18 protein-coding genes, 1 tRNA gene and 2 pseudogenes are annotated in these 20,876 nt (G+C 64.3%); 7 read left to right on the top strand and 14 right to left on the bottom strand.

The genetic code is table 11. The features are described 5' to 3' along the window. Positions 1–91 precede the first annotated feature (91 nt). From NLM32_RS03605 to NLM32_RS03595, 3 genes are all read right to left on the bottom strand, one after another. Positions 92–1,231: an amidohydrolase/deacetylase family metallohydrolase gene (locus NLM32_RS03605; protein ID WP_254135198.1), complete on the bottom strand. Its 1,140-nt coding sequence runs from the start codon at positions 1,229–1,231 to the stop codon at positions 92–94. A 118-nt stretch (positions 1,232–1,349) separates the two neighbouring features. Then, positions 1,350–3,356, bottom strand: coding sequence for an SPFH domain-containing protein (locus tag NLM32_RS03600; protein ID WP_254127906.1), 2,007 nt, complete (start codon positions 3,354–3,356; stop codon positions 1,350–1,352). A 188-nt stretch (positions 3,357–3,544) separates the two neighbouring features. Further along, entirely contained in the window at positions 3,545–4,186 is a 642-nt protein-coding gene (locus NLM32_RS03595; protein WP_254127905.1) for an HD domain-containing protein, read from the bottom strand. Positions 4,187–4,291: 105 nt separating this feature from the next. Between NLM32_RS03595 and NLM32_RS03590 the strand changes: the two genes are divergently transcribed. Beyond that, positions 4,292–5,275 (top strand): GlxA family transcriptional regulator, encoded by a 984-nt coding sequence (locus tag NLM32_RS03590; RefSeq protein ID WP_254127904.1) that lies wholly within the window; start codon positions 4,292–4,294, stop codon positions 5,273–5,275. Between the two features lie 23 nt (positions 5,276–5,298). On the opposite strand, the gene NLM32_RS03585 is transcribed toward NLM32_RS03590, so the two are convergent. The 6 genes from NLM32_RS03585 to NLM32_RS03560 form a co-directional block, all read right to left on the bottom strand. Continuing rightward, positions 5,299–5,375 (bottom strand) — tRNA-Arg (locus NLM32_RS03585). Between the two features lie 96 nt (positions 5,376–5,471). Next, positions 5,472–5,843: a cupin domain-containing protein gene (locus NLM32_RS03580; RefSeq protein WP_254127903.1), complete on the bottom strand. Its 372-nt coding sequence runs from the start codon at positions 5,841–5,843 to the stop codon at positions 5,472–5,474. Between the two features lie 18 nt (positions 5,844–5,861). Beyond that, positions 5,862–6,719, bottom strand: a complete 858-nt coding sequence (locus NLM32_RS03575) for a hypothetical protein (protein WP_254127902.1) — start codon at positions 6,717–6,719, stop codon at positions 5,862–5,864. Between the two features lie 94 nt (positions 6,720–6,813). Beyond that, positions 6,814–7,452, bottom strand: coding sequence for an RraA family protein (locus NLM32_RS03570; RefSeq protein ID WP_254127901.1), 639 nt, complete (start codon positions 7,450–7,452; stop codon positions 6,814–6,816). A gap of 24 nt (positions 7,453–7,476) precedes the next feature. Continuing rightward, positions 7,477–8,994, bottom strand: coding sequence for an AMP-binding protein (locus tag NLM32_RS03565; RefSeq protein WP_254127900.1), 1,518 nt, complete (start codon positions 8,992–8,994; stop codon positions 7,477–7,479). Positions 8,995–9,084: 90 nt separating this feature from the next. After that, positions 9,085–10,113 carry an alpha/beta hydrolase gene (locus NLM32_RS03560; RefSeq protein ID WP_254127899.1) on the bottom strand — a complete coding sequence of 343 codons (1,029 nt, stop codon included), beginning with the start codon at positions 10,111–10,113 and terminating at the stop codon, positions 9,085–9,087. Positions 10,114–10,322: 209 nt separating this feature from the next. On the opposite strand from NLM32_RS03560, the gene NLM32_RS03555 reads away from it, so the two are divergent. Then, positions 10,323–10,931, top strand: a complete 609-nt coding sequence (locus NLM32_RS03555) for a hypothetical protein (protein ID WP_254127898.1) — start codon at positions 10,323–10,325, stop codon at positions 10,929–10,931. Positions 10,932–10,959: 28 nt separating this feature from the next. Here the strand turns inward: NLM32_RS03555 and NLM32_RS03550 are convergent, their stop codons facing one another. Both NLM32_RS03550 and NLM32_RS03545 read right to left on the bottom strand, forming a co-directional pair. Continuing rightward, positions 10,960–11,175, bottom strand: coding sequence for a hypothetical protein (locus NLM32_RS03550; RefSeq protein WP_254127897.1), 216 nt, complete (start codon positions 11,173–11,175; stop codon positions 10,960–10,962). An 18-nt stretch (positions 11,176–11,193) separates the two neighbouring features. Next, entirely contained in the window at positions 11,194–12,201 is a 1,008-nt protein-coding gene (locus NLM32_RS03545) for a 2-dehydropantoate 2-reductase (protein ID WP_254127896.1), read from the bottom strand. Between the two features lie 163 nt (positions 12,202–12,364). Here NLM32_RS03545 and NLM32_RS03540 point away from each other — a divergent pair, with 163 nt between their 5' ends. Together NLM32_RS03540 and NLM32_RS03535 are read left to right on the top strand one after the other, a co-directional pair. After that, entirely contained in the window at positions 12,365–12,961 is a 597-nt protein-coding gene (locus tag NLM32_RS03540; protein WP_254127895.1) for a YidB family protein, read from the top strand. A gap of 40 nt (positions 12,962–13,001) precedes the next feature. After that, entirely contained in the window at positions 13,002–13,274 is a 273-nt protein-coding gene (locus NLM32_RS03535) for a GlsB/YeaQ/YmgE family stress response membrane protein (protein WP_194479162.1), read from the top strand. 214 nt (positions 13,275–13,488) lie between these two features. On the opposite strand, the gene NLM32_RS03530 is transcribed toward NLM32_RS03535, so the two are convergent. Then, positions 13,489–14,274, bottom strand: coding sequence for an SDR family NAD(P)-dependent oxidoreductase (locus NLM32_RS03530; protein WP_254127894.1), 786 nt, complete (start codon positions 14,272–14,274; stop codon positions 13,489–13,491). A gap of 245 nt (positions 14,275–14,519) precedes the next feature. On the opposite strand from NLM32_RS03530, the gene NLM32_RS03525 reads away from it, so the two are divergent. The 3 genes from NLM32_RS03525 (at position 14,520) to NLM32_RS03515 (ending at position 17,665) form a co-directional block, all read left to right on the top strand. Then, positions 14,520–15,584 carry an acyl-CoA dehydrogenase family protein gene (locus NLM32_RS03525; RefSeq protein WP_254127893.1) on the top strand — a complete coding sequence of 355 codons (1,065 nt, stop codon included), beginning with the start codon at positions 14,520–14,522 and terminating at the stop codon, positions 15,582–15,584. Between the two features lie 15 nt (positions 15,585–15,599). Further along, positions 15,600–16,760 (top strand): acyl-CoA dehydrogenase family protein, encoded by a 1,161-nt coding sequence (locus NLM32_RS03520; RefSeq protein WP_254127892.1) that lies wholly within the window; start codon positions 15,600–15,602, stop codon positions 16,758–16,760. Positions 16,761–16,846: 86 nt separating this feature from the next. Continuing rightward, positions 16,847–17,665 carry an enoyl-CoA hydratase/isomerase family protein gene (locus NLM32_RS03515; RefSeq protein ID WP_254127891.1) on the top strand — a complete coding sequence of 273 codons (819 nt, stop codon included), beginning with the start codon at positions 16,847–16,849 and terminating at the stop codon, positions 17,663–17,665. Positions 17,666–17,850: 185 nt separating this feature from the next. Here the strand turns inward: NLM32_RS03515 and NLM32_RS03510 are convergent. Continuing rightward, positions 17,851–19,964 (bottom strand): annotated as a pseudogene (locus NLM32_RS03510) (acetate--CoA ligase family protein). A gap of 167 nt (positions 19,965–20,131) precedes the next feature. Continuing rightward, positions 20,132–20,876, bottom strand: a pseudogene (locus NLM32_RS03505) (hypothetical protein).

Here is a 20,876-nt window from a genome sequence, read left to right as displayed (position 1 = left end):
GAGTCCCCCTCACCCGGAATTTGCTCTCGCAAATTCCGACCTCTCCCCGCAGGCGGGGAGAGGCGAAACTCCGCGACGCCTTGTGCTCCGCCTAATTCGGATGCCACCAGCGGCCGCCGATAACGACGCCTTCGGAGACGATCTTCTTGTCGCCGATGAGGTGCTCGCCGACGACGTCCTCATAGTCGAACTGGCCCTGCTTCACCGAGATCAGCGTGGCGTCGCCGACGCTGCCCGGCTTGAGGCTGCCGAGCTCGGGCCGTCGCAACGCCATTGCGGCGTTCTCGGTCGAGGCCGCGATCACGTCCGACAGCGACATGCCCATGCAGAGGAATTTCGACATGGTAGTCACTTGGTCGAAGGCCGGCCCGTCGATGCAGAGCTGATGGATGTCGGAGGAGATCGTATCCGGGTAGAAGCCGTTGGCGAGCATGGCGCGCGCGGTCTTGAACGCGAACGAGCCCTTGCCGTGGCCGATATCGAACAGCACACCGCGCTCGCGCGCATCCAGCACCGCCTTCTTCACGGTGCCCTGCGCGGTCGCCGGCGAATTCGGGAACGGACGGAACGCATGGGTCAGCACATCGCCGGGGCGCAGGCGCGCCAGCACCTCTTCATAGGTCGGCGGCGGATGGTCGATATGCGCCATCAAGGGCATGCCGACCTCGTCGGCGACCTGGAGCGCGATATCGAGCGGCACGGCGCCCGAGGTGCCCGAGGAGTGCAGCCCGACGCGCACCTTGATGCCGACGATGACATCGCGGTTGGCGTCCGCCACCTTCGCCGCCTCGATCGGATTCATCAGCCGCAATTCCTCGCTCTCGCCGACCATGATCCGGTGCGAGAAGCCGAAAATGCCGGCATGGGAGACGTGGAGATAAGCGAGGATGCGGACCTGGCTCGGCTCGATCACATGCTTGCGGAAGCCGGCGAAATTGCCGGGGCCGGCGCTGCCGGTGTCGACCGAGGTGGTGACGCCGGAGGCGCGGCAGAATTCCTCGGCATCGATGCCGAGCGAGGTGCCTCCCCAATAGACGTGGGTGTGGAGATCGATCAGGCCCGGCGTCACGATGAACTGCGAGACGTCGCGCACGTCTGTGCCCGGATCCGCCTTGAGCCCGCTGCCGACGGCGGCGACCTTGCCGCCGGAAAAGGCGACATCGGTCACCGCATCGAGCTTCTGCGAGGGGTCAACGACCCGTCCGCCGCGCAGGATCAAATCGAAAGGCATCATTGTCTCCGAATGTGGGCAAGCAACTTGGGTAAGCATGGACCGGGCTGGAAGGCGCGCTTCCAGCCCGGTCGCTTCTGTTAGCAATTTTCACGCCGTTCAAGCAAATCAACAGCGCTCAATGCCCGTTCGGCCTGCGGTCCGCGCGCGGCGCCTCTTCCTTCAGCCGCTCCAGCGCATCGGGCATCATGCGGCCGAACATCGAGCTCAGCATCGCGGTCGGGATCAGGCCCGCATTGTTGCTCTCCTGGCCTTGCGCGCCGGACATCAGGAATTGCGGCACCAAGGGCTGGTTGATCTTGGTCAGGGCTTCCGCGAACTTCGCAAAGTTCTGCTCGGCGAGCCTGAACTCCGGTCCGCCGTAAGCGTCGACCGAGAGCTTTGTCGACTGAGCGTTGGCCGTACCGACTGCAAGCACGCGATCGGCCTCGCCCTGGCCCTCGAGCCGTGACTGCTCGCCGACCGCGGCGGCGGTCACCTTTCGGGTCTCCGCGTCCTTTTGCGCGCGGGCGAACGCGGCAGCGCCCTCGTTCTCGTTCACCTTGATCTGGATCAGCGACTGCGTCAGCGCGGTCTGCGCCGCCGCGGTTGCCTTCGCTTCGTTGAGCGCGCGCTCCTGAACGGCGGCCTTCTCCTGCTCCTGGTAGGTCTCGATCTGCTCGCGCGCGATCTGGCGCGAGCGCAGCTGGATCAGGATGTTCTCGATGGTGTGGTCGCCGGCAGCGGCACGCGGCGTGCCGATCAGGACCTCCTGAAGGTCGAGCGAATAGCTCTCGAACTTCGCCTTCATCTGCGCCGCCGATTCCTCCTGAATTTGCGCCCTGTTCTGCAGCAGCTCGATCAGGGTCATCTTCTGCGCGATGTTCTTGAAGAATGCGCTGACCATCGGATCGAGCGTCTGCTCGACGAGCTTCTTCACGTCGCCGAAGCGCTGGATGATCATCGGCGCCTTCTTGTAGTCGATATGCATCACCACCGAGAGCGGCAGCGTCGGCTCGAACGCATCGCGGGTGATCAGCGAGATCTCCGACAGGTTCTCGTCCAGCTTCATCGCACCGACCTCGCCGCGCACCCATTTCAGGATGAAGTTGACGGTCGGAATGATCTCGATCTTGCCGGCATAGGTGTTGAACGCGTATTTGCCGGGCAGCAACGGGTCCTTCCAGACACCGCGGCCGCCGTTCACGACCAGTTCGCCATGGCGATATTGCTCGCCCGACACGTCGTCGCTATGCGGGCCGGTGTAGAAGATGACGACGCCGACATTGCCGACCGGGATCACCGTTTTCGGCACGGCCTCGACGGTCGCGAACAGGCGGTTGATGTACCAGGTGCCCTCGACGATGACCTGGAGCTGCCGGCCACGGTAGCCGCCGGCCGCCAAGAACTTCTCGGGCTCCTGGAAATTGTTGTGAAAGATCTCGTCGTCGCGCAAGTCCGTGCCGACCTCTGGTGCGATGATCTCGCCCGACGGCAGCGACGGGCCGTCATGCACGGTGACCACGCCGACCAGATCATGATCGGCCGCGAGCACGACGGGCGCGAAGCCCCAGCGCTCGGCGATGGTGAGCTGCATGGCGTCGAGCACGCTACGCTCCTGCCCGCTGAGGGCATGACCGTAGACGCGTTCGTCGGTGATGATCGCGAACTGCGTCGTGTTGATCGCATAGGTGCCTTCGCGCAGGATCTTGCGCTGCGGCCCCTTCTGGCCACCGCCGAGGAGGAAGCGCCGCACGTCCTGGAAATCCGACCTGTCCTCGGTGTCGTTGGCGCCGAGCACCTGCGATGGCTGAAGCGGCGCGCCGTCGCGCGCGAACACATAGGCGATCTTGCCCTGTCCGACCGTGACGAGATCCGATTTGTGGATCCGGTACATGAACGGAAAGAACACGTGCAGGCCGCCGCGCAGCACTTCAGGCTCGTAACCGGCCTCGCCGTTCAACGCGATGAAGCCTTCGTCGATCGACCCGGTCGTCGACCACAGCTTCTCGACGATGCCGACCTGATTATTCGGAATATAACGAAAGATATTGGCAATCCGCAGCAGGATCACGAGCGCGATCGCTGCCGCGGCCCAAAGCGCCGGCTGCATCAGCCAGGCGCCATCGAAACCATTGACGTTCATAGTTCATCTCCACAATTCGCAACTGGGCGGCCGTGTTAACCAAGGCCACACCCCAGAATTGCGGGAGCGGAGATGTGAATACGGCTCTCGCTTCGCAAGCACGATGGCGCGCAAAGCCGTGCCGATCTTTTTTTATTGGAGTCTTGACGCGCGGCAAAACCGCGAGAACCGCCGGCGGCGCAACTGACTCAGCCGTGCCAGTGCGAACCGCGGATGACGCCGCAGAAATTGCCACGGTGGAAATGCGGCTCCTTGTCGGCGATGACGTCGGCCTTGACGTTGCCGAACGTCGTATCCGGCTTGTGCTTGATGCCGTCGTAGAATGCCTGGATGATGTCTTCCTTGAAGTGCGGCGTGCGCGGAAACGCTCTCACCACTGCCTCGCGCTCGGCGTCGGAGTATTCCTTGTAGGTCAGTCCGAGCACGTCCATCTCGACGCCCGCCGTCACCAGCGCGACGACGGGATGCATGTGCTGCGGCACGCCCGGCGTGGTGTGCAGCGCGATCGCGGTCCAGACCGTGTAGGCATCGTGTTCGGAGATGCCGTGGCTGCGCAGGAAATCGCGCGCGGCGTGCGCGCCATCGACCTCGAACCGCTCGTGCTTGCTGCCATGGCCCCGTATCAACCCGATGTCGTGAAACATGGCGCCGGCATAGAGCAGCTCGCGGTCGAACTTCAGCCCGCGGCGGATGCCGGCCAGCGCGCCGAAATGATAGACGCGGCTGGAATGGTTGAAGAGCAGATCCGTCTCGGTGTCTCGGATGTACGCGGTGATGGCGCGCGCCAGCTTGCTGTCGGGAATGGCGGCGGCTTCGGTGATCTCTTGCATGATGGTCTCCTGAAAATCCTGGCTCGACCGCAAGCTAGATCGGAGCTAACTTGTCCTCAAATGACGTAAAACGTCAAAAACGGACAAATACCGACCGAGCCGGACATGAGCGCGAAGCTGAGATCGAGAACTGTCGTGATCATTGCGCTGCCCGGGGTGCAGCTTCTCGACGTGGCCGGGCCTCTCGACGTTTTCGCCGAGGCGAATTTACAGGCCGGGCACGAAGCCTATGCGCTGATGGTGGCGGGAGCAGAGCCGGGTCCGATCCGCAGCTCGTCAGGCGTGCGGCTGATGCCCGACCGCGTCATCGATCGCGGTTTCCAGGACAGCATCGACACCTTGTTGATCGCGGGATGCCCGAACGCTGCCGACGTGCCGGCGGACGGCGTCGTGATCGATTGGCTGCGCCGACGCGCTTCCAAGACCCGGCGCTTCGGGTCGGTATGCTCGGGCGCCTTCTTCCTTGCGGCGGCGGGGCTTCTCGACGGCCGACGGGTCACGACGCATTGGGCGGTCGCAGACCGGCTCGCCGAAAAATTCCCCGCTGTCAGCGTGGACAAGGACACGATCTACGTCACCGACGGCAAGCTCCGCACGGCTGCCGGCGTGACCGCCGGGCTCGATCTCGCTCTCGCGCTCGTGGAGGAGGATCTCGGGCGCGAGATCGCGATGAAAGTCGCGAGCCAGCTCGTCATGTTCTTCAAACGCCCGGGCGGACAAATGCAGTTCACCCGCAAGGGCGAGACCGTCCCCGCCGGCCGCGCCGCGCTGCAGGAGCTGCAGCGCTGGGTCGCCGCCAATCCCGGACTGGACCACAGCGTCGCAAGCCTCGCGGCGCGCATGGACATCAGTCCGCGTCACTTTGCGCGGCTGTTTCGTGCCGAGGTCGGAATCACGCCCGCCACCTGGGTGGAGGAAGCCCGCGTCAACGCTGCAAGGCGCCTGCTGGAGCTTGGAAACGAAGCCCCCAAGCAAGTGGCCAAGCACTGCGGCTTTGCCGACGCGGATACGCTGCGCCGCGCCTTCGCCCGCCACGTCGGCGTGACGCCCGCCGAATATCGCAAACGCTTTGCGCGGATTTCGGCTTAAGCGATCTAAGAGGAGTAGGAGAATGGCGATCCCGGCATGACTCGAACATGCGACCTACGGTTTAGGAAACCGCCGCTCTATCCGGCTGAGCTACGGGACCGCGGAACCCGCCGGTAACGGCGGGTTGCCTGGGGCTGTACATATCAAAGCAGGGGCCGAACCGGAAGCCCTTCGCTTGACCGAATCCGTGCGCACTTCAGGTCGTCCCGAAACCCGACCCCGCCTTTTTGTATTCAGGTCGTGGTGGACTAAAAATATCGAGCACGCGGGCGCCGTCAGGGCCGGCGCGCATGGTGTGCGGCACATCGCCGGGTGTGCGCCAGAAGTCGCCCTTCTCAACGGCAATCTCCTCGCCGCCCTGGACACGGATCGCAGAGCCTTCGAGCAGCACGCCCCATTGCTCCTCGGCATGATGATGCAGCTTGCCTTGCGCATGCGGCGCCAGCGTCACCACCGACAACATCGCTTGCTCGCCGGAGAAGATGCGCGTGGTCACCCCTGCCGTCAGCTCGCGAAACAGCCCATCGGCGGCATTGTCGAGATTGTGGAATTCGTCCTTCTGGCTCACGGCGCTATCCCTTTATCTCTATTTAGCTGCAGACTGACGCACAGTGGCCAAGAGTTGGTCCTTGAACTCGCCCCTCAGGGTAACGAACAAGCTCGACCATTTGCGGCTCCGGAACTCGCAGCGGCCAAGCGGACAATAATCCTTATCATGATAGTCTCCGAAGACGATGCCGACCATCGTCATTCGGCGGCCCCACTGGCGAAACAGGGCGCTGCCTGATGCTCCGAATTCGAACTCGCAGTTTGTTTCAAAAGTCCGCCAATCCCTCGCGTCGCGGATTTGGCACTCTTGTATCGTCTTGTTGAACGGCCCGGCTTTGTCCATCTTACCGGTGGCTTCGATATCATAGCCCACGACCGCCAGAACACGCTCTCGCTCCACCAGAGTTTCGGGCTGCTCATAAATTTCGTAGGGCGTCACGTCGGCAGGAAATGCGAGCTTTGCGACGGCCCAATCGGCGCTGCCCTGTTTTGGCGCACTGTCGATGCAGGATCCCATCCATACGGCCGCCGACAAAGGAATGGTGCGCCTCTCCGCTCCCAAATAGTATTCGAATCTACATTTTTCAGGCGGCGTGTGGGGCTTGCAAACGTCCCGGAATGCGTGAGCAACCGTCGTGATCACGTCGCGCGCGCCAGTGACTTGAGCACTGCTGGCTCCGCCAGGGCATCGCAAGATTCCACTTGCCGCAAAACGCTTTCCAACTGCATCCACGGCAAGATCGTTTGCTTTTGCGTACGTCTCTTCCGTCATTCGACCGTAAGAAGTCGTCGACGCACCATCCGAGGCAAGAGTCCCAATCTCCGGTGGTCCTCCGGAGGTGAACAGAAGCAGAATCAAAACAGCAAGCAGGACGAATGCGTAACTCCGCAGCACTTGAAGTGATCTCCGCTAAAAGCGCGTTGGCGAGGAAAATATTTGGAAATAGCCTCCGACAGCGGCAACGGTCGGCAAATCATCCTCGCGCAGATCACGACTTGCCGTAGGACCCCTGATAGCGGCCCTCGCGGATCGCCTTCAGCGTCTCGTCCTCGCGCTTGATCTGGGCGCGTACCGCCTCCAGCAGCGCCGCGGCGCCGGCGGCAGGAAACGACACCACGCCATCCTCGTCACCGACCACGATGTCGCCGGGCGAGATCACGCTACCGCCGATCGTCACAGGCACGTTGATCTCGCCGGGACCATTCTTGTAGGGGCCGCGATGGATCACGGCGCGGGCGAAGCAGGGGAAGTCGTCGCCGGCGAACGCCGCGACATCGCGGATCGCGCCGTCGATCACGTATCCTTCCGCCTTGCGCCACTGCGCGATGTTTTTCATGATCTCGCCGACCAGCGCCCGGGTCTCGTCGCCGCCGCCATCGACCACGATGACATCGCCGGGGCCGACCAGCTCGAGCGCGCGGTGGATGGCAAGATTATCGCCGGGCCGGGTGCGCACCGTGAAGGCCGCACCGATCAGCCTGCCGCTGCGATGATAGGGTTTGAGCCCGACCGCGCCCGGCAGCCGGCCGAGATTGTCTGAGATGATCGAGGTCGGCGCGTTCCGGAAACCTTCGATGATATCGGCCGGCGGCTTCGACACGCTGTTCGCTGCGATGGTGATGGTCATGGAATTCAGTCCCTCTGTGATGTCTTATTCGGCGTGCGCCCGCGCCTTCGCGGGCATGATACGGAAGGCGCGGCCCTCCTTCATCCACGCCGCGCGCTCGTCGCGCAGCAATGTGCGGCGAACCTTTCCGGAATCGTCACGCGGCGGCGTGCTGACGATCTCGAAACTCTCGGGATGCTTGTAGCGGCTGAGCCTGTCTTTCAGGAAGTCGGCCATGCCGTCCGCAATCGCCTGGCCATCCGCATTCGCCTCCGGCTCGATGATGGCGTGCACGCGCTGGCCCAGTTCCGGATCCGGCAAGCCCACCACGACGCAGGAGCGAACGCCGGGACATTCGGAGACGGCGGCCTCGACCTCGGCGGGATAGATGTTGGCGCCACCGCGCAGCACCATGTCGGCGAGGCGGTCACCGAGATAGAGATAGCCTTCGGCATCCAGCCGGCCGATATCGCCGAGCGATTCCCAGCCGTCGGCGCGACGCTTCGGCTCGGCGCCGAGATAGTGATAGGTGGCATCCTTGCCGTCATTGTTGAGGAAGTAGATCTCGCCGGTCTCACCTAGCGCGACGTCGTTGCCGTCCTCGCCGATGATGCGGAGCTTCGCCGTCTCGCCGATCTTGCCGACCGAGCCCTTGTGCGTCAGCCACTCCGTGCCGGAGATGATGCAGGCACCCTGCCGCTCGGTGCCGCCATAGAGCTCCCAGACCCGTTCCGGCCCGAGCCACGCGATCCAGTTCTCCTTGAGCCAGGGCGGCATGGGCGCCGCCATGTGGAAGACGGTCTGCAGGCTCGACACGTCGAAAGCGTTGCGAACGTTCTCCGGCAGCGCCCAGATCCGGTGCATCATGGTCGGAACGAAATTGACCCATTGCACGCGCTCGCGTTCGATCTGCCGCAGCGTCTCCTCGGCGTCGAACTTGACGAGGCCGGTGAGCTTGCCGCCGTAGAACAGCGCATAATGCGACACGATGAACGGCGCATTGTGATAAAGCGGGCCCGGATTCAGCAGCGAGGCGCCGAAAGGCATGTTGAGCGGCGGCGGTGCGGCCGTGTCGACGACCGCGGGATTGTGATCGAGGATCACCTTGGGGCGGCCGGTCGAGCCGCCTGAGGTCATGGCCTTCCAGTAGCGCGCCACCGGCGGGTCGATCGGCGCGTCGGAAAAACCTTCCGGCACGAAATCCGCCGGCAGGCGATTTTGCGCATTCCAGTCGGCCTCGCCGCCGACCACCAGCGCCGGCCGGAGGATCTCGAGCACGGCTGCGGCTTCACCGCGCGGCAGCCGCCACGACAGCGAGGTCGGCGTCGCACCGCATTTCCACACCGCAAAGCTGGTCTCGAAGAACGCGTTGCCGTTGGGCAATCCGATCGCGACGAAATCGCCGGGCTTGACGCCCTTCGCCGCAAATGCCCGCGCGCGCCGGTTGGCACCGCGCTCGAGCTGGTCCCATGTCAGTCGATCCTGCCCATGCTGGACGGCGATGCTGCCTTCGGGTTTGCGTTGCGCATACCAGCGCGGCACATCGGACAGGGGCAGGAGCATCAGGCGTTTCCACTTCGTCTTCTTGGCGGCGCCTCAGGATGAGACGCTCACGGCGCGAAGTGTAACAGCCGGGGCCGGACCTTCAAGGCATCAACGCTCCGCACCGCAGCCCGGAATATCGAACAGCGCCGCGAGGCCGCATTTCGAAGTCAGCATCTTGTCGCCGTCGTGGCCTACGCCGGCGACGTCCCATACCCTGTGATTGGGCGTGCCGTGATCACGCTTCGCCATCAGGTCCACATAGTTGTGGCCACGCGCGTAGCGATACGGGCCCTGGGCCTTCGCCATGCAGCTCTTGTCGAGCGCAGGATGCTCCGGATTGGTATCGAGCGTACCGAGCAGGTAGATCACCTCACGTTCGACATAGCGCTGCTCGAGCGCAACCGGCGTCGCGTCGCCAAGATAGGGCGGACGCGCGTCCATGCCGTATTTCCAGTTGTTGTAACCCGGGCAGGATGCGGCGATCTTGGGCTCAGGCCGTTCGCTGCTGAAATAGGCATAGGAGGAAGGATTGGCGACGACATAGCGCACGTCGATGTGCTGGCGCGACAGAGCCACCTCGCCCTTGCCGGCAATCGCGTAGCGCTGCGCGACCTGGCCGCCGCCGGAATGACCGGCAACCACGACCTGCTTCAAATTCGGGAATATACGCCGGTCGGAAAGCTTGGCGAGGATCGCGTCGAGTGCCTCGAAGGAGGACACCGGGTTCGGCGCCAGCGCGGCGTCGCCACCCTCCCACCCTTCCAGCGACCAGCGCAGCGTGTCCGCGGACAGCTTGTGGGCTTCGATATCGATCTCGGCCAGGAACTGCGGCACGATCATCAGCGCGCTCTGGCCATCGCCGCCAGCCGCGAGCTGCGCGGTATGAGCCGACATATAATATTCGTCGGCATTGCGCAGGCGTCCATGCAGCACGACGATGGCGCGCGAAATCGCCGGCAGCGGCATCGACCAGTCGCTGGAGAGATAGAGCGGCAGCATGCCCTGGCCGCCGACCGAGAGCCGCGCATCGGCAACGACCTTCACCGGCTTGCGATTGGGCGCATCCTCGTCCGCGGCAAAGGCTCGATCGCAAATCAAAACCAATGCGACAGCGGCGATGCAGGCCAGCACTCTCATGACCGACTTTCCCCTTTGGATTCAAACCGATAAAATTCTAAACGCATCCAGTGCCGCGCGGCTGTGACTCCTGCGCCACGTCAAGCAAAAAATGTCAGCATCCCAGCCATGAATTTCCGGGGTTCCACGGGTGACAAGGCGTCGATAATGGAGCAAAAATCGGGCCCGACTCAGGTTGGGTTGAGTTTTGCAGGGAATGCTCTCGTAAAATGTTGTCCGTGTTTGCATCGCGTCGTGCGGCGCCGCTTCTCGTTGCCGCAGCAGGAGTTTTTCTGCTGACGTCGTCGCATGCCCACGCGCAATGGTGGAAGCGCGCACCGGTCGACTTCGAGGAATGCGCCGACGCTGCCGAAAAAGCCCCGACCAAGGCCGAGAAGACCTCGGCGCTCGCAGACTGCAACGCCAAGTTCGCGGGCCGGCGCAAGGCGGGCGGCGGGTACACCTATTACGACTTCCTGCAGGATCGCACCTTCGACATCGCCGGGCCGAACCCGACGCCGGACGAGCAGAAGAAGATCGACGAATCCTACACCGCCTATCTCGCCGATCAGCGCCGCAGCAATGAAGCGGCCCATGCCACGGCACGGCAGCAGCGCGAGCAGCAGGAACAACAGGTGCAGCAGCTTCAGCAGGTCGCACTGCGAACCGAGGTCGAGCGGGTGCCGGTGCCCGTGGAACGGCCGAAGGCGCTGCGCCAGAAGGGCACGCCCTGCACCAAGGGGTCGTTCTCCTGCGAATGGCCGCGGCTGTCGGAGAGCCTGAACGATATCAAGAAGCTGTTCAGCCCGACGCCGAGCAAGCCGGCGAAGAAGGGATAAAGTTGCGACGACAGTGGAGTTTGTTGCCTCAGTTCGGCAGCTTCTTCTTGCTCTTCTTGGGTGTCGTCACGGGCGGCGTAGCCGGTTCCGGAGCCGTCTGTGAATTGCTCAACGCCTTGCGGCTCTCCTGCAAGCGCGCATCGTAGCCGGGAGAGTTCGTGACGGTCGGTGGCCGGGCGCAGGCCAGCGTCGACGCGCCGCACAGCGCGACCAGCGCGAGCCCGATCATCAAACAACGCTTCATCCCGCTCCTCCCTCGCTCTCAAGCCGCGCCGCGGATCTGCTGCGGCGAAAGCCCCGGCGGGCCCTTCCCGGCCGTCTCCGCCTGCTTGATCAGCGCAACAATGCGGCGCATCAGCGGCGCGTCGACATTGTTCTGCTCGGCCAACGCAATGACTGCGCCCTGGAGATAGTCGATCTCGGTCTTGCGGCCCTGCTTCAGATCCTGCCACATCGAGGAGCGTGCCTCGGGATCGATCTTCATCGTCCGCCCCAGGATCGCGTTGAAGATCATGTCGGGCAATCTCAGCAGGGTCGGCGTCCAGTTCGGCGGGATTGGCGTTGCCGAGGCCGGCGTGATGCCGGCGGCCTTCAGCGCGGCCAGACCTTCCGCCATCTGGTCGGCGAACAGTCTTCGCCAGTCGCGGTTCGCCAGTTGCGCGGCGAGCGGCATGTCGGACAGCGCGCTGAGCGCGTTGTTCAGATTGATGATCAGCTTGCCCCATTGCACGCCGGCGATATCGCGGCTGGCGCGCAGATTGAGCCCCGGCACCGAGAGCGCCGCAGCCGTGTTGTCGGCATCTTCGCCAACGGTGATGTCGCCGGAGGTCGAACGGTGGAAACGCCCTTCACCCATTGCGACCACATTGAAAGGCACCATGCCCGCGAGCACGCGCCGGCCGCCGAGCCGCTCCTGCAGCACCACGACATTGCCGACGCCGTTCTGCAACGACACGATGACGGCATCCTGCGGCGCGTGCCGCGCGATCTGGTCCGCGACATCGGCGGTGTCGGCGCTCTTGACCGTGACCAGCACGATGCCGGCGCTGTGGAAGATGGAAGGATCCTCCGACAGCGCGAGCCGGCCCGCATCCAGCTTCGTCTCGGCGCCGTCGAAATCCGTGAGCCGCAGGCCAAACCGCTCGATCTCGGTCTTCACCCGCGGCCGCACCAGCAGTGCGACCCGACGGCCGGCAGCTGCCAGCTGGCCTCCGACAAAACAGCCGATGGCGCCGGCGCCGGCCACCACGATCGGTCGATCCGTAACCACCAGACCTTGCTCCCCTTAACGACCGGCCTTCGATAGCAGAGGTAGAGCGGCATGCCCATCACGACGCATCCGCCTTGTAACCGTCATGAGAGCCCCATATGTTTTTGCCCCGGGGGCAGTCAGCGGCGAGAGCTCGCCGAACGAGACGCCAAAGGAGAGCACCATGGGTCTACTCGACGTCCTCAACGGCATGCAGAACGGTCCCCGCGGCCCGAGCACCCCGAGCTCAGAGCAATCGTCCGGCGGCATGTCGCCGATGACGATGGCGATCCTCGGCCTGCTCGCCTGGAAGGCATTCAAGCACATCACCGCAGGCCAGCCGGGCGCCGCGCCGCAATCGGCGCCGACACCTGTCCCTCCCCCGGTGAACGCGGGCCCGGGCGGCGGCCTCGGTGGCGCGCTTGGTGGCGGTGGCGGCCTCGGTGATGTCCTCAAGGGCGGCCTCGGCGGCCTGCTCGCGGGTGGTGCGGCGGGCTCCGTGCTCAGCGGCGGCCTCGGCGATCTCCTCAACCAGCTCCAGCAGGGTGGCCACGGCGAGACCGCGAGCACCTGGGTCGGCAAGGGCGAGAACAAGGCCATCAGCCCCGGCGATCTCGCCAACGCACTCGGCGCCGACCAAATCCAGAGCCTGTCGGCCCAGAGCGGCCTGTCGCGCGACGACCTGCTCTCCGGCCTCAGCCAATACCTGCCGCAGGTGGTCGATCATCTGACGCCGGACGGACGGCTGCCGACCGAGAACGAGATCTCGGGACGAATTTAATCGAAGTTGGATCTACGCATTCGGCAAGGGGAGCACTGACATGAGCATGGGCGGCCTGTTGTGGATCATCGTGGTCGGCTTCGTCGCCGGCCTCATCGCGCGTTTTCTGGCACCGGGACCGAACAACCCGAGTGGCTTCATCCTCACCACCATCCTCGGCATCGTCGGTGCGTTTCTGGCGACCTTCGTCGGCCAGGCCATCGGCCATTACAGCCCGGACCAAGGCGCGGGCTTCATCATGGCCACGATCGGCGCGGTGGTGGTGCTGTTCATCTGGCACCGCCTGGTCGCGAGCGGCGTGATCAAGGGGTAGGTCACAGCCGCTTTGCGCTTCGCCTATCAACAAATTCGGTGTCGTCCCGGCGAAGGCCGGGACCCATAGCCACCGAACTTGGTTTGGCGAAGATTAGTAGTTGCCGACTTCGCGCCATAACCACGCCCTGTGGTTATGGGTCCCGGCCCCCCGTGCGCAATTGCGCACTAGGCCGGGACGACGGCTGTGTTTGCCGCGCGCGCGGAGCACGACTTCACGTAATCAAATGCATCCCTGCGTCCATGCGCACGACCTCACCGGTCATGTTGCTGGAGGCCGGCATCGCCAGGAAGCAGACGAGCTGCGCGATGTCCTCGGCAGAAGATGCGACCTTGAGCGGCACCTTCGCGATCACGCTGTCGCGCACCTGCTTTGCCTGTTCCTCGCCGCGGCCCTTGGTGAACCAGGGCGTGTCGATATAGCCGGGACACACCGTGTTGACGCGGATCAAGGGCGCCAGCGCGCGCGACAGCGACAGCGTCATGGTGTTCAGCGCGCCCTTGCTCGCAGCATACGCAATCGACGAGCCGACGCCGCTGATGCCGGCGACGGAGGAGATGTTGACCACGGCGGATGGGCGCCCCGACGCGCTTGCACCGGCCTCGAGCAGGCTGCGCGCAGCGCGCACCATCTGGAACGGGCCGATCGTGTTGACGGCATAAAGCCGCTGGAAATCTTCCGCCGAGAGCCCATCGAGATTGCCGTGGGCAACATGCTTGGTGGTGCCGGCATTGTTGACGAGAATGTCCAGGTTGCCCCAGCCGCTCGCGGCTGCAACGATCCTGCGGCAATCGTCATCCTTCGAGACGTCGCCCTGCGCGACCAGCACTTCGGCAGCGCCCGCCTTGCGGCAGAGCTCCGCCGTGGCCTCGGCTTCGGTCTTGCTCGACGAATAGTTGATGACGAGTCGCGCCCCGCTTCGCGCGAGAATTTCCGCGGTCGCAGCGCCAAGCCCGGATGCGGACCCCGTCACGATTGCGCACAAACTGTCCTTGGCCATCCGGATTTCCTTCCCCGTGATTGAATGTGGCGCCTTGTTTAGCGAGTTTGCCGCGCCCTGCAAATCGAGCAAACTCCGCTAAGCGGAATTAGCATTTTTTGATCCTCGCCCCCATGCCGGCGATGCAGATGGGCCTGCGATCAACGCTTGTCAGGGCCATGGCTTTTTCGGATCATCGGGCGCAAGAAGAGATCGCGCGCCGCCCCTCGGGCAGGATGCGCCAATGGCAAAACACGGGGAACGCTGTGGCGGAGAGTGACAATATCGTCGTCGAGACCGCGGAGAAGATCTTCGCCGATCTCGCCGACCCACAAACCATCAACAACGACAAGAAGAATTCGTGGCAGGCGCCGCTGTGGCAGGCGCTGAGCGAAGCCGGCTTGCCGTTGGCCTGGGTGTCCGACGATCTCGGCGGCTCCGGCGCGAGCCTCGCCGATGGTTTTGCCTTGCTGAATGCTGCCGGCCGCTTCGCCGTCGCGGTTCCCCTCGCCGAGACCATGCTCGCCGGCTGGCTGCTGGCGCAGGCGAAGATCGCTTCGCCCGACGGCGAGATGACGGTGCTGCCGGCCTCGCCGAAGGATCGCATCACGATTGATGCCGACGGCTCACTCTCCGGCCGTGCCCGCGGCGTGCCCTTTGCCAAGGCGGCCAAGCATTTTGCGGTGCTCGCGCATGGCAAGGACGGCGTCTCGATCGCGCTGGTCGATGCCGGCAAGGCCCGCATCGAATCCGGGCTCAATCTCGGCTACGACCACAGCGATACCGTAACGCTCGACAAGGTGCAGCCTGTCACCATCAAGGTTGCGCCTGATGGCGTTGACCAGACCAATCTGATGCTGATGGGCGGCGTCGCGCGCAGCCTCCAGATCGCCGGTGCGCTGGAATCCATGCTCGACATCTCCGTGCGCTACTCCAACGAGCGCGTCGCCTTCGAGAAGAAGATCTCGAAATTCCAGGCGGTGCAGCACAATCTCGCACGCCTCGCGGGCGAATCCGCCGCCGCGCTGGCAGCCGCGACCTCGGCCGCCGACGCCATCGCAAACGCCACGTCCTTCAATGATGAGGTCTACCTCGAAGCCGCCTCGGCGAAGATTCGCTGCGCGGAAGCCGCGGAAAAGGGCGGCGGCATCGCGCATCAGGTCCACGGTGCGATCGGCTTCACCATCGAGCACATCCTGCACCGCTACTCGCTGCGGGCGCTGGCCTGGCGCGACGATTTCGGCTCCGAAAGCTACTGGGCCGTCGAGCTCGGCAAGCTCGTCGCCTCCAGAGGCGCCGATGAGTTGTGGCCACTCGTGGCGTCGCGCTAACAGGGAACGAAACACATGACCGCTGCTCTTCGTTTCGATCCGATCCGCCTGCCCGAGAAGTGCGAGCAACTGCGCAAGGAAGTGCGTGCCTTCCTTGCCGAAGAGATCGCCGCCGGTACCTTCGATCCGCACAAGCCCAACCGCGAAGACACCGACGCGCCGGAATTTTCCCGCCGGGTCGGCGCCAAGGGCTGGCTCGGCATGACCTGGCCGAAGAAATATGGCGGCCAGGAGCGTTCCTTCCTCGAGCGCTATGTGGTCACCGAGGAGATGCGCGTCGCCAACGCACCGACGCGGCGGTTCTTCGTCGCCGATCGCCAGAGCGGGCCCGTGTTGATCAAATACGCGCCCGAGCACATCAAGATGGATATCCTGCCGCGCATCTGCCGCGGCGAGATCTGCTTCGCGATCGGCATGAGCGAGCCGAATTCCGGCTCCGACCTGTTCGCGGCCAAGACGCGCGCGACCAAGACCGATGGCGGCTATCTGATCAACGGCACCAAGATCTGGACCTCATCGGCCCACATCGCCGACTACATGATCGCCATTTTCCGGACCTCGCCGCCGACCAAGGAAAACCGCCGTCATGGCCTGACGCAGTTCCTGGTCAAGATGAAGCAGCCGGGCATCAAGGTGAACCCGATCGGCCAGATCACCGGCCAGTACGAGTTCAACGAGGTCGTCTTCACCGACTTCTTCGTGCCCGAAGATCACGTGCTCGGCGAGGTCGACGGCGCCTGGAAGCAGGCGACGTCAGAGCTCGCCTATGAGCGTTCAGGCCCCGAGCGTTTCCTCGAGACCTATTACGTGCTGACCGAACTGGTCCGCGCGGTCGGCCCCAATCCGGATACGCGCAGCGCCGAAGGCATCGGCCGGCTGGTGGCGCAGCTCCACACCATGCGCCGCATGTCGGTCTCCGTCGCCGGTATGTTGCAGGCCGGCAAGGAGCCGGTGGTAGAAGCGTCCATCGTCAAGGACATCGGCACGGTCTGGGAGCAGCAGCTCCCGCATCGTGTGCGCGATCTCGCGGCCTTCGTCGAGGAGACCGCGACCAACCGCGAGACGCTGGAGCGGCAGCTCGACTTCGCGATCAAGACCGCACCGAAACTCACCATCCAGGGCGGCACCACCGAAGTGCTGCGCGGCATCATCGCCCGCGGACTGGGCTTGCGCTAGATGGGATCGAAACCCTGGCGTCGGGCTCCGTTCACCTCTCCCATGGGGAGAGGTGGTTCTTCGCTACTGAGATATTGGAGACAAGAATGAGCACCTACAAAGATATCGGCGTCGAGAAAGTCGGGCACGTCGGCACCATCGAGATCCGCAGGCCGCCGCTCAACTTCTTCGACATCTCGCTGATCAACCAGATCGCGGATGCGCTCGACGAGTTCGATCGCGACATCGAGATCCGCGCCTCCGTTCTCTCGGCGCAAGGCAAGGCGTTCTGCGCCGGTGCCAATTTCGGCGATCCGGCGCGGCAGGCGCAGGAAGCGCAAGAAGCCGAGAAAAAGGCCAAGGGCGATCCCGCCGACAATCTCGGCCCCATCAACCATCTCTACATCCAGGCCGTGCGCATCTTCCGCGCCAAGAAGCCGATCGTCGCGGCCGTGCAGGGCGCCGCCATCGGCGGCGGCCTCGGGCTTGCCGTATCGGCCGACTTCCGCGTCACCTGCCCCGAAGCGCGTTTCTCCGCGAACTTCACCAAGCTGGGCTTCCATCCCGGCTTCGGCCTGACGACGACGCTGCCCGAGCTGATCGGCAAGAACAACGCCGAGCTGATGTTCTACACCAGCCGCCGCGTCACCGGCGAGGAAGCGTACAAGTGGGGCCTCGCCAACGAGCTGGTGCCACAGGACCAGGTGAAATCAGCCGCGATGAAGCTCGCCGGTGAGATCGCCGAATGCTCCCCGCTCGGACTGCTCTCCACCCGCGCCACGATGCGCGCGGGCCTCGCCGATCGCGTCATGGCCGCTACCAACCACGAGCTCGCCGAACAAACCCGCCTGCGCGCGACCGAAGACTTCAAGGAAGGCGTGAAGGCCACGGAAGAGCGGCGCGTGGCGAATTTCAAGGGACGGTGACTGCGGCGGCGTTCGCCATATCACTCTGGCGTTACCACATTCTCCCATGTCGTCCCGGCGAAAGCCGGGACCCATAACCACAGGGAAGAGTGTGGCGCGAGGCGCCCACTCCGAGTCTTCGCCAAACCACTGCCTGTGGCTATGGGTCCCGGCCTTCGCCGGGACGATAGTGTGGATTTGACGCGCTACTTCCGCCCCGCCACCAGCGCATCCACGATCGTCACACCCTGCCCTTCCGGATGCACCAGCACCGGATTGAGCTCGATCTCCGCGATCTCTCCGGCATGCCGCGCGGCAAGCACCGAGACATCCGCGATCAGCTGCGCCAGTGGCGCGACATCCGCCTTCGCCGCTCCACGAAATCCGTTCAGCAGCGGCGCGGCCTTCAGTCCTGCCAGCATCGCGCCGGCCTCTTCAGCACTCACCGGCGCCGGGCGATAGACGACGTCGCGGAACAGCTCGGTGGTGATCCCGCCGAGGCCCACCATCATCATCGGGCCAAACGTCTCGTCCGTCATCGTGCCGACGATGATCTCGACACCTCTCTTCGCCATCGGCCCGACCAGCACGCCCTGAATGGCCGCCTCCGGCCTATGCTTGCGGGCATTGTTGACCAGCGCCTCGAACGCCAGAAACACTTCACCCTTGGTGTTGATATTGACGCGCACGCCGCCGACTTCGCTCTTGTGTGGAATGTCGGCGACTGGATCTTCATCACCAGCGGAAGGCCGACGCGGGCGACCGCCGCATCCAGCTCGCTCTTTTCCTTGACCAGCACCTCATCCGGCAGTGGGATGCCGGCGGCTCGGAGCAATGCTTTGCTGTCTGCTTCGGACAAAACCGGCGACGTCAGGTGCGCCGAGAGATCGCGCGCCGGCAGCCGCACCTCTTCGGCGGCCCTCGGCAGGCTGAACTTCGCGTAGTCGGCGATCCGCCGCATCGCAACGCCGACATGGGTGAGGCCAGACAGGACCACGACGCCTGACTTCGCCATCTCGCGCCGCGCGAAGTCGGACGGTACCGTATAGGAATAGAACACCACCGGCTTGTGCTGCATGGCCAGAACCGGTGTCAGCTCCGGCTCCTTGAAGGGCTTGCGCACGTCGCTCGACAGCGACAGCACGACCAGGATCGCGTCGACTTCATCGGACACCGTGAGCAGATCCACGCTCTTCTGCAGGCCGCCCGAGGTCACGCCTTGCGCGGTGACGTCGATCGGGTTGCGTGCGGTGCCGTAGGACGGCATCAGCTTGCCGATCTCCGCTTGAATGGGCAGGGACAGCTCCGGCACCTGCAAGCCTTGCAGCGCAACCGCATCTGCGCCCCAGATACCGGCGCCGCCTGACGTCGTAATCACGGCGACGCGATCGCCTTTCGGCAGCGGATTGCTCACGAGCAAAGCCGCGATCGTCAACGCCTCGTCGAGATCATTGGAGACGATAAAGCCGTATTTGGCGAACACGGCGTCATAGGCCGCCGACCAGCCGGCCATGCTCGCGGTATGCGAGGCTGCGGCCCGCTCGCCCGCACCGGAGCGGCCGACTTTGGTGACGATGACCGGCTTCTTCAACTCCGCCGCGCGCCGCGCGGCCGCGAGGAATTTGTCGACGTCGCGGATGCCCTCGATGAACAGCAGGATCACATCGGTTGCGGTGTCCTGCACCATGTAGTCCAAAAATTCACCGGCACCGAGATCGGATTCATTGCCGGCGCTGACGACGTAACTCGTCGAGATCCCGAGCGCCTTGGCGCGGTGATAATAGGCAAAGCCGATGCCGCCGCTCTGCGCGACGATGCCAATCCGCTTCGTCGTGGCGACCAGCGGCACCACACCTGGCTTGACGTCTACGGCCGGACTGAACGTCGCCGCCACGCGCTGCACATGGCTGAAAAAGCCCTCGGCGTTTGGGCCGGATATCCGCATGCCGGTGCGCTTGGCCAGCGCTGCGATCGCGTCCTGCATGGCCGCGCTGTCGCCCCCCTCCTCGGCAAAGCCGGAAGAGATGATGACGGCGTTCTTGACGCCGGCAGCCGCGCATTGTTCGAGCGCCGGCAACACGGCACGAGCAGGGATGATGACGATGGCGAGATCGATCGGCGCACCGATCTCCGCGATCGATTTGTGGCAGGCGAGCCCATCGATCTCGGCGTAGTTCGGGTTCACCGGATAGATCTTTCCCGAATACTCGTTCTTGCGCAGCATCGCGAGCAATCGGCCGGGGATTTTTTCGTGGTCGCGCGATGCGCCGATCAGCGCGATGCTTGCGGGGGCGAAGAAGCTGTCGAGCGGATGCGGCATGTTGAACCCTTGCTCTTATATTGCTCCGTCATCCTGAGGTGCGAGACACGTGGCGCAACGCGGCACGTGCGGAGCCTCGAAGGGTGAACGGCCCCGCCGGTGGCCGTCGCCCTTCGAGGCTCGCCGAAGAGGCGAGCACCTCAGGGTGACGGATCACGACTAACCAATCAACTGACGCGGAACGTCACCCCGCCCAGCAGGAACTCGTTGCCCGCAACCGCCAACCTTCGCCTTGGCGGAGTGCAGCACCTGGGCCACGTCGGCCACCCGAAACTCCAGCGCGCTCATGATCTCGCTCGTACCCCTCACGAAGCGGAACGTCGCATTGGGCAGCTTCAGCTCAGGGCCATCAGCCGCGACCCCGATGATCTTGCCCCAATGCGTCGCCAGTCCCTGCGGGTCCGGGCTCTGCATTTCCACGGCCGTCAGCGCCTGCGTCACATCCTTGCGGATGAAGCTTTGCCAATCCGGCCCCGCGGGCGGGTACGCGCCAAGAATGTCGTCACTGCCTGCGGTGTGGTTGAACTCGATGAAAGCGGCGCGGCAGTCGCGGGGGTGGAGCTGCACCCCGTGATAGGGCGCATGGTCGATGACGTTGGCGGTGCGCACGCCGAGCGCATTGGCGTAGCGGCCGCGCTCGTCCGGATCGTTGCAGCAGAAGATCGCCATATAGCCACCGCGGCCGCCGGTCTTCTCGATGAAGCGGCCGGCGGTGGTCCCGCCCTTGAAGGGCGCGACGACCTCCAGCATGATCGTGTCGACCGGAAGCAGCGCATTCTCCAGGCCGTATTTGGCAACATTGCCGTCGCGGTAGCAGACGGCGAGGCCCATGATCTCGGCGATATCGGAGATGACAGGTGCGAGCTGCGGCGCGACCAGACAAATCTGCCGCAGCCGCATATAGGGCGCCAT

Source organism: Bradyrhizobium sp. CCGUVB14, from assembly GCF_024199935.1.
In the GTDB taxonomy this organism is placed as follows: domain Bacteria; phylum Pseudomonadota; class Alphaproteobacteria; order Rhizobiales; family Xanthobacteraceae; genus Bradyrhizobium.
Note: the sequence above shows the minus strand (reverse complement) of the source record. Positions and strands in the feature narration are given on the sequence as shown.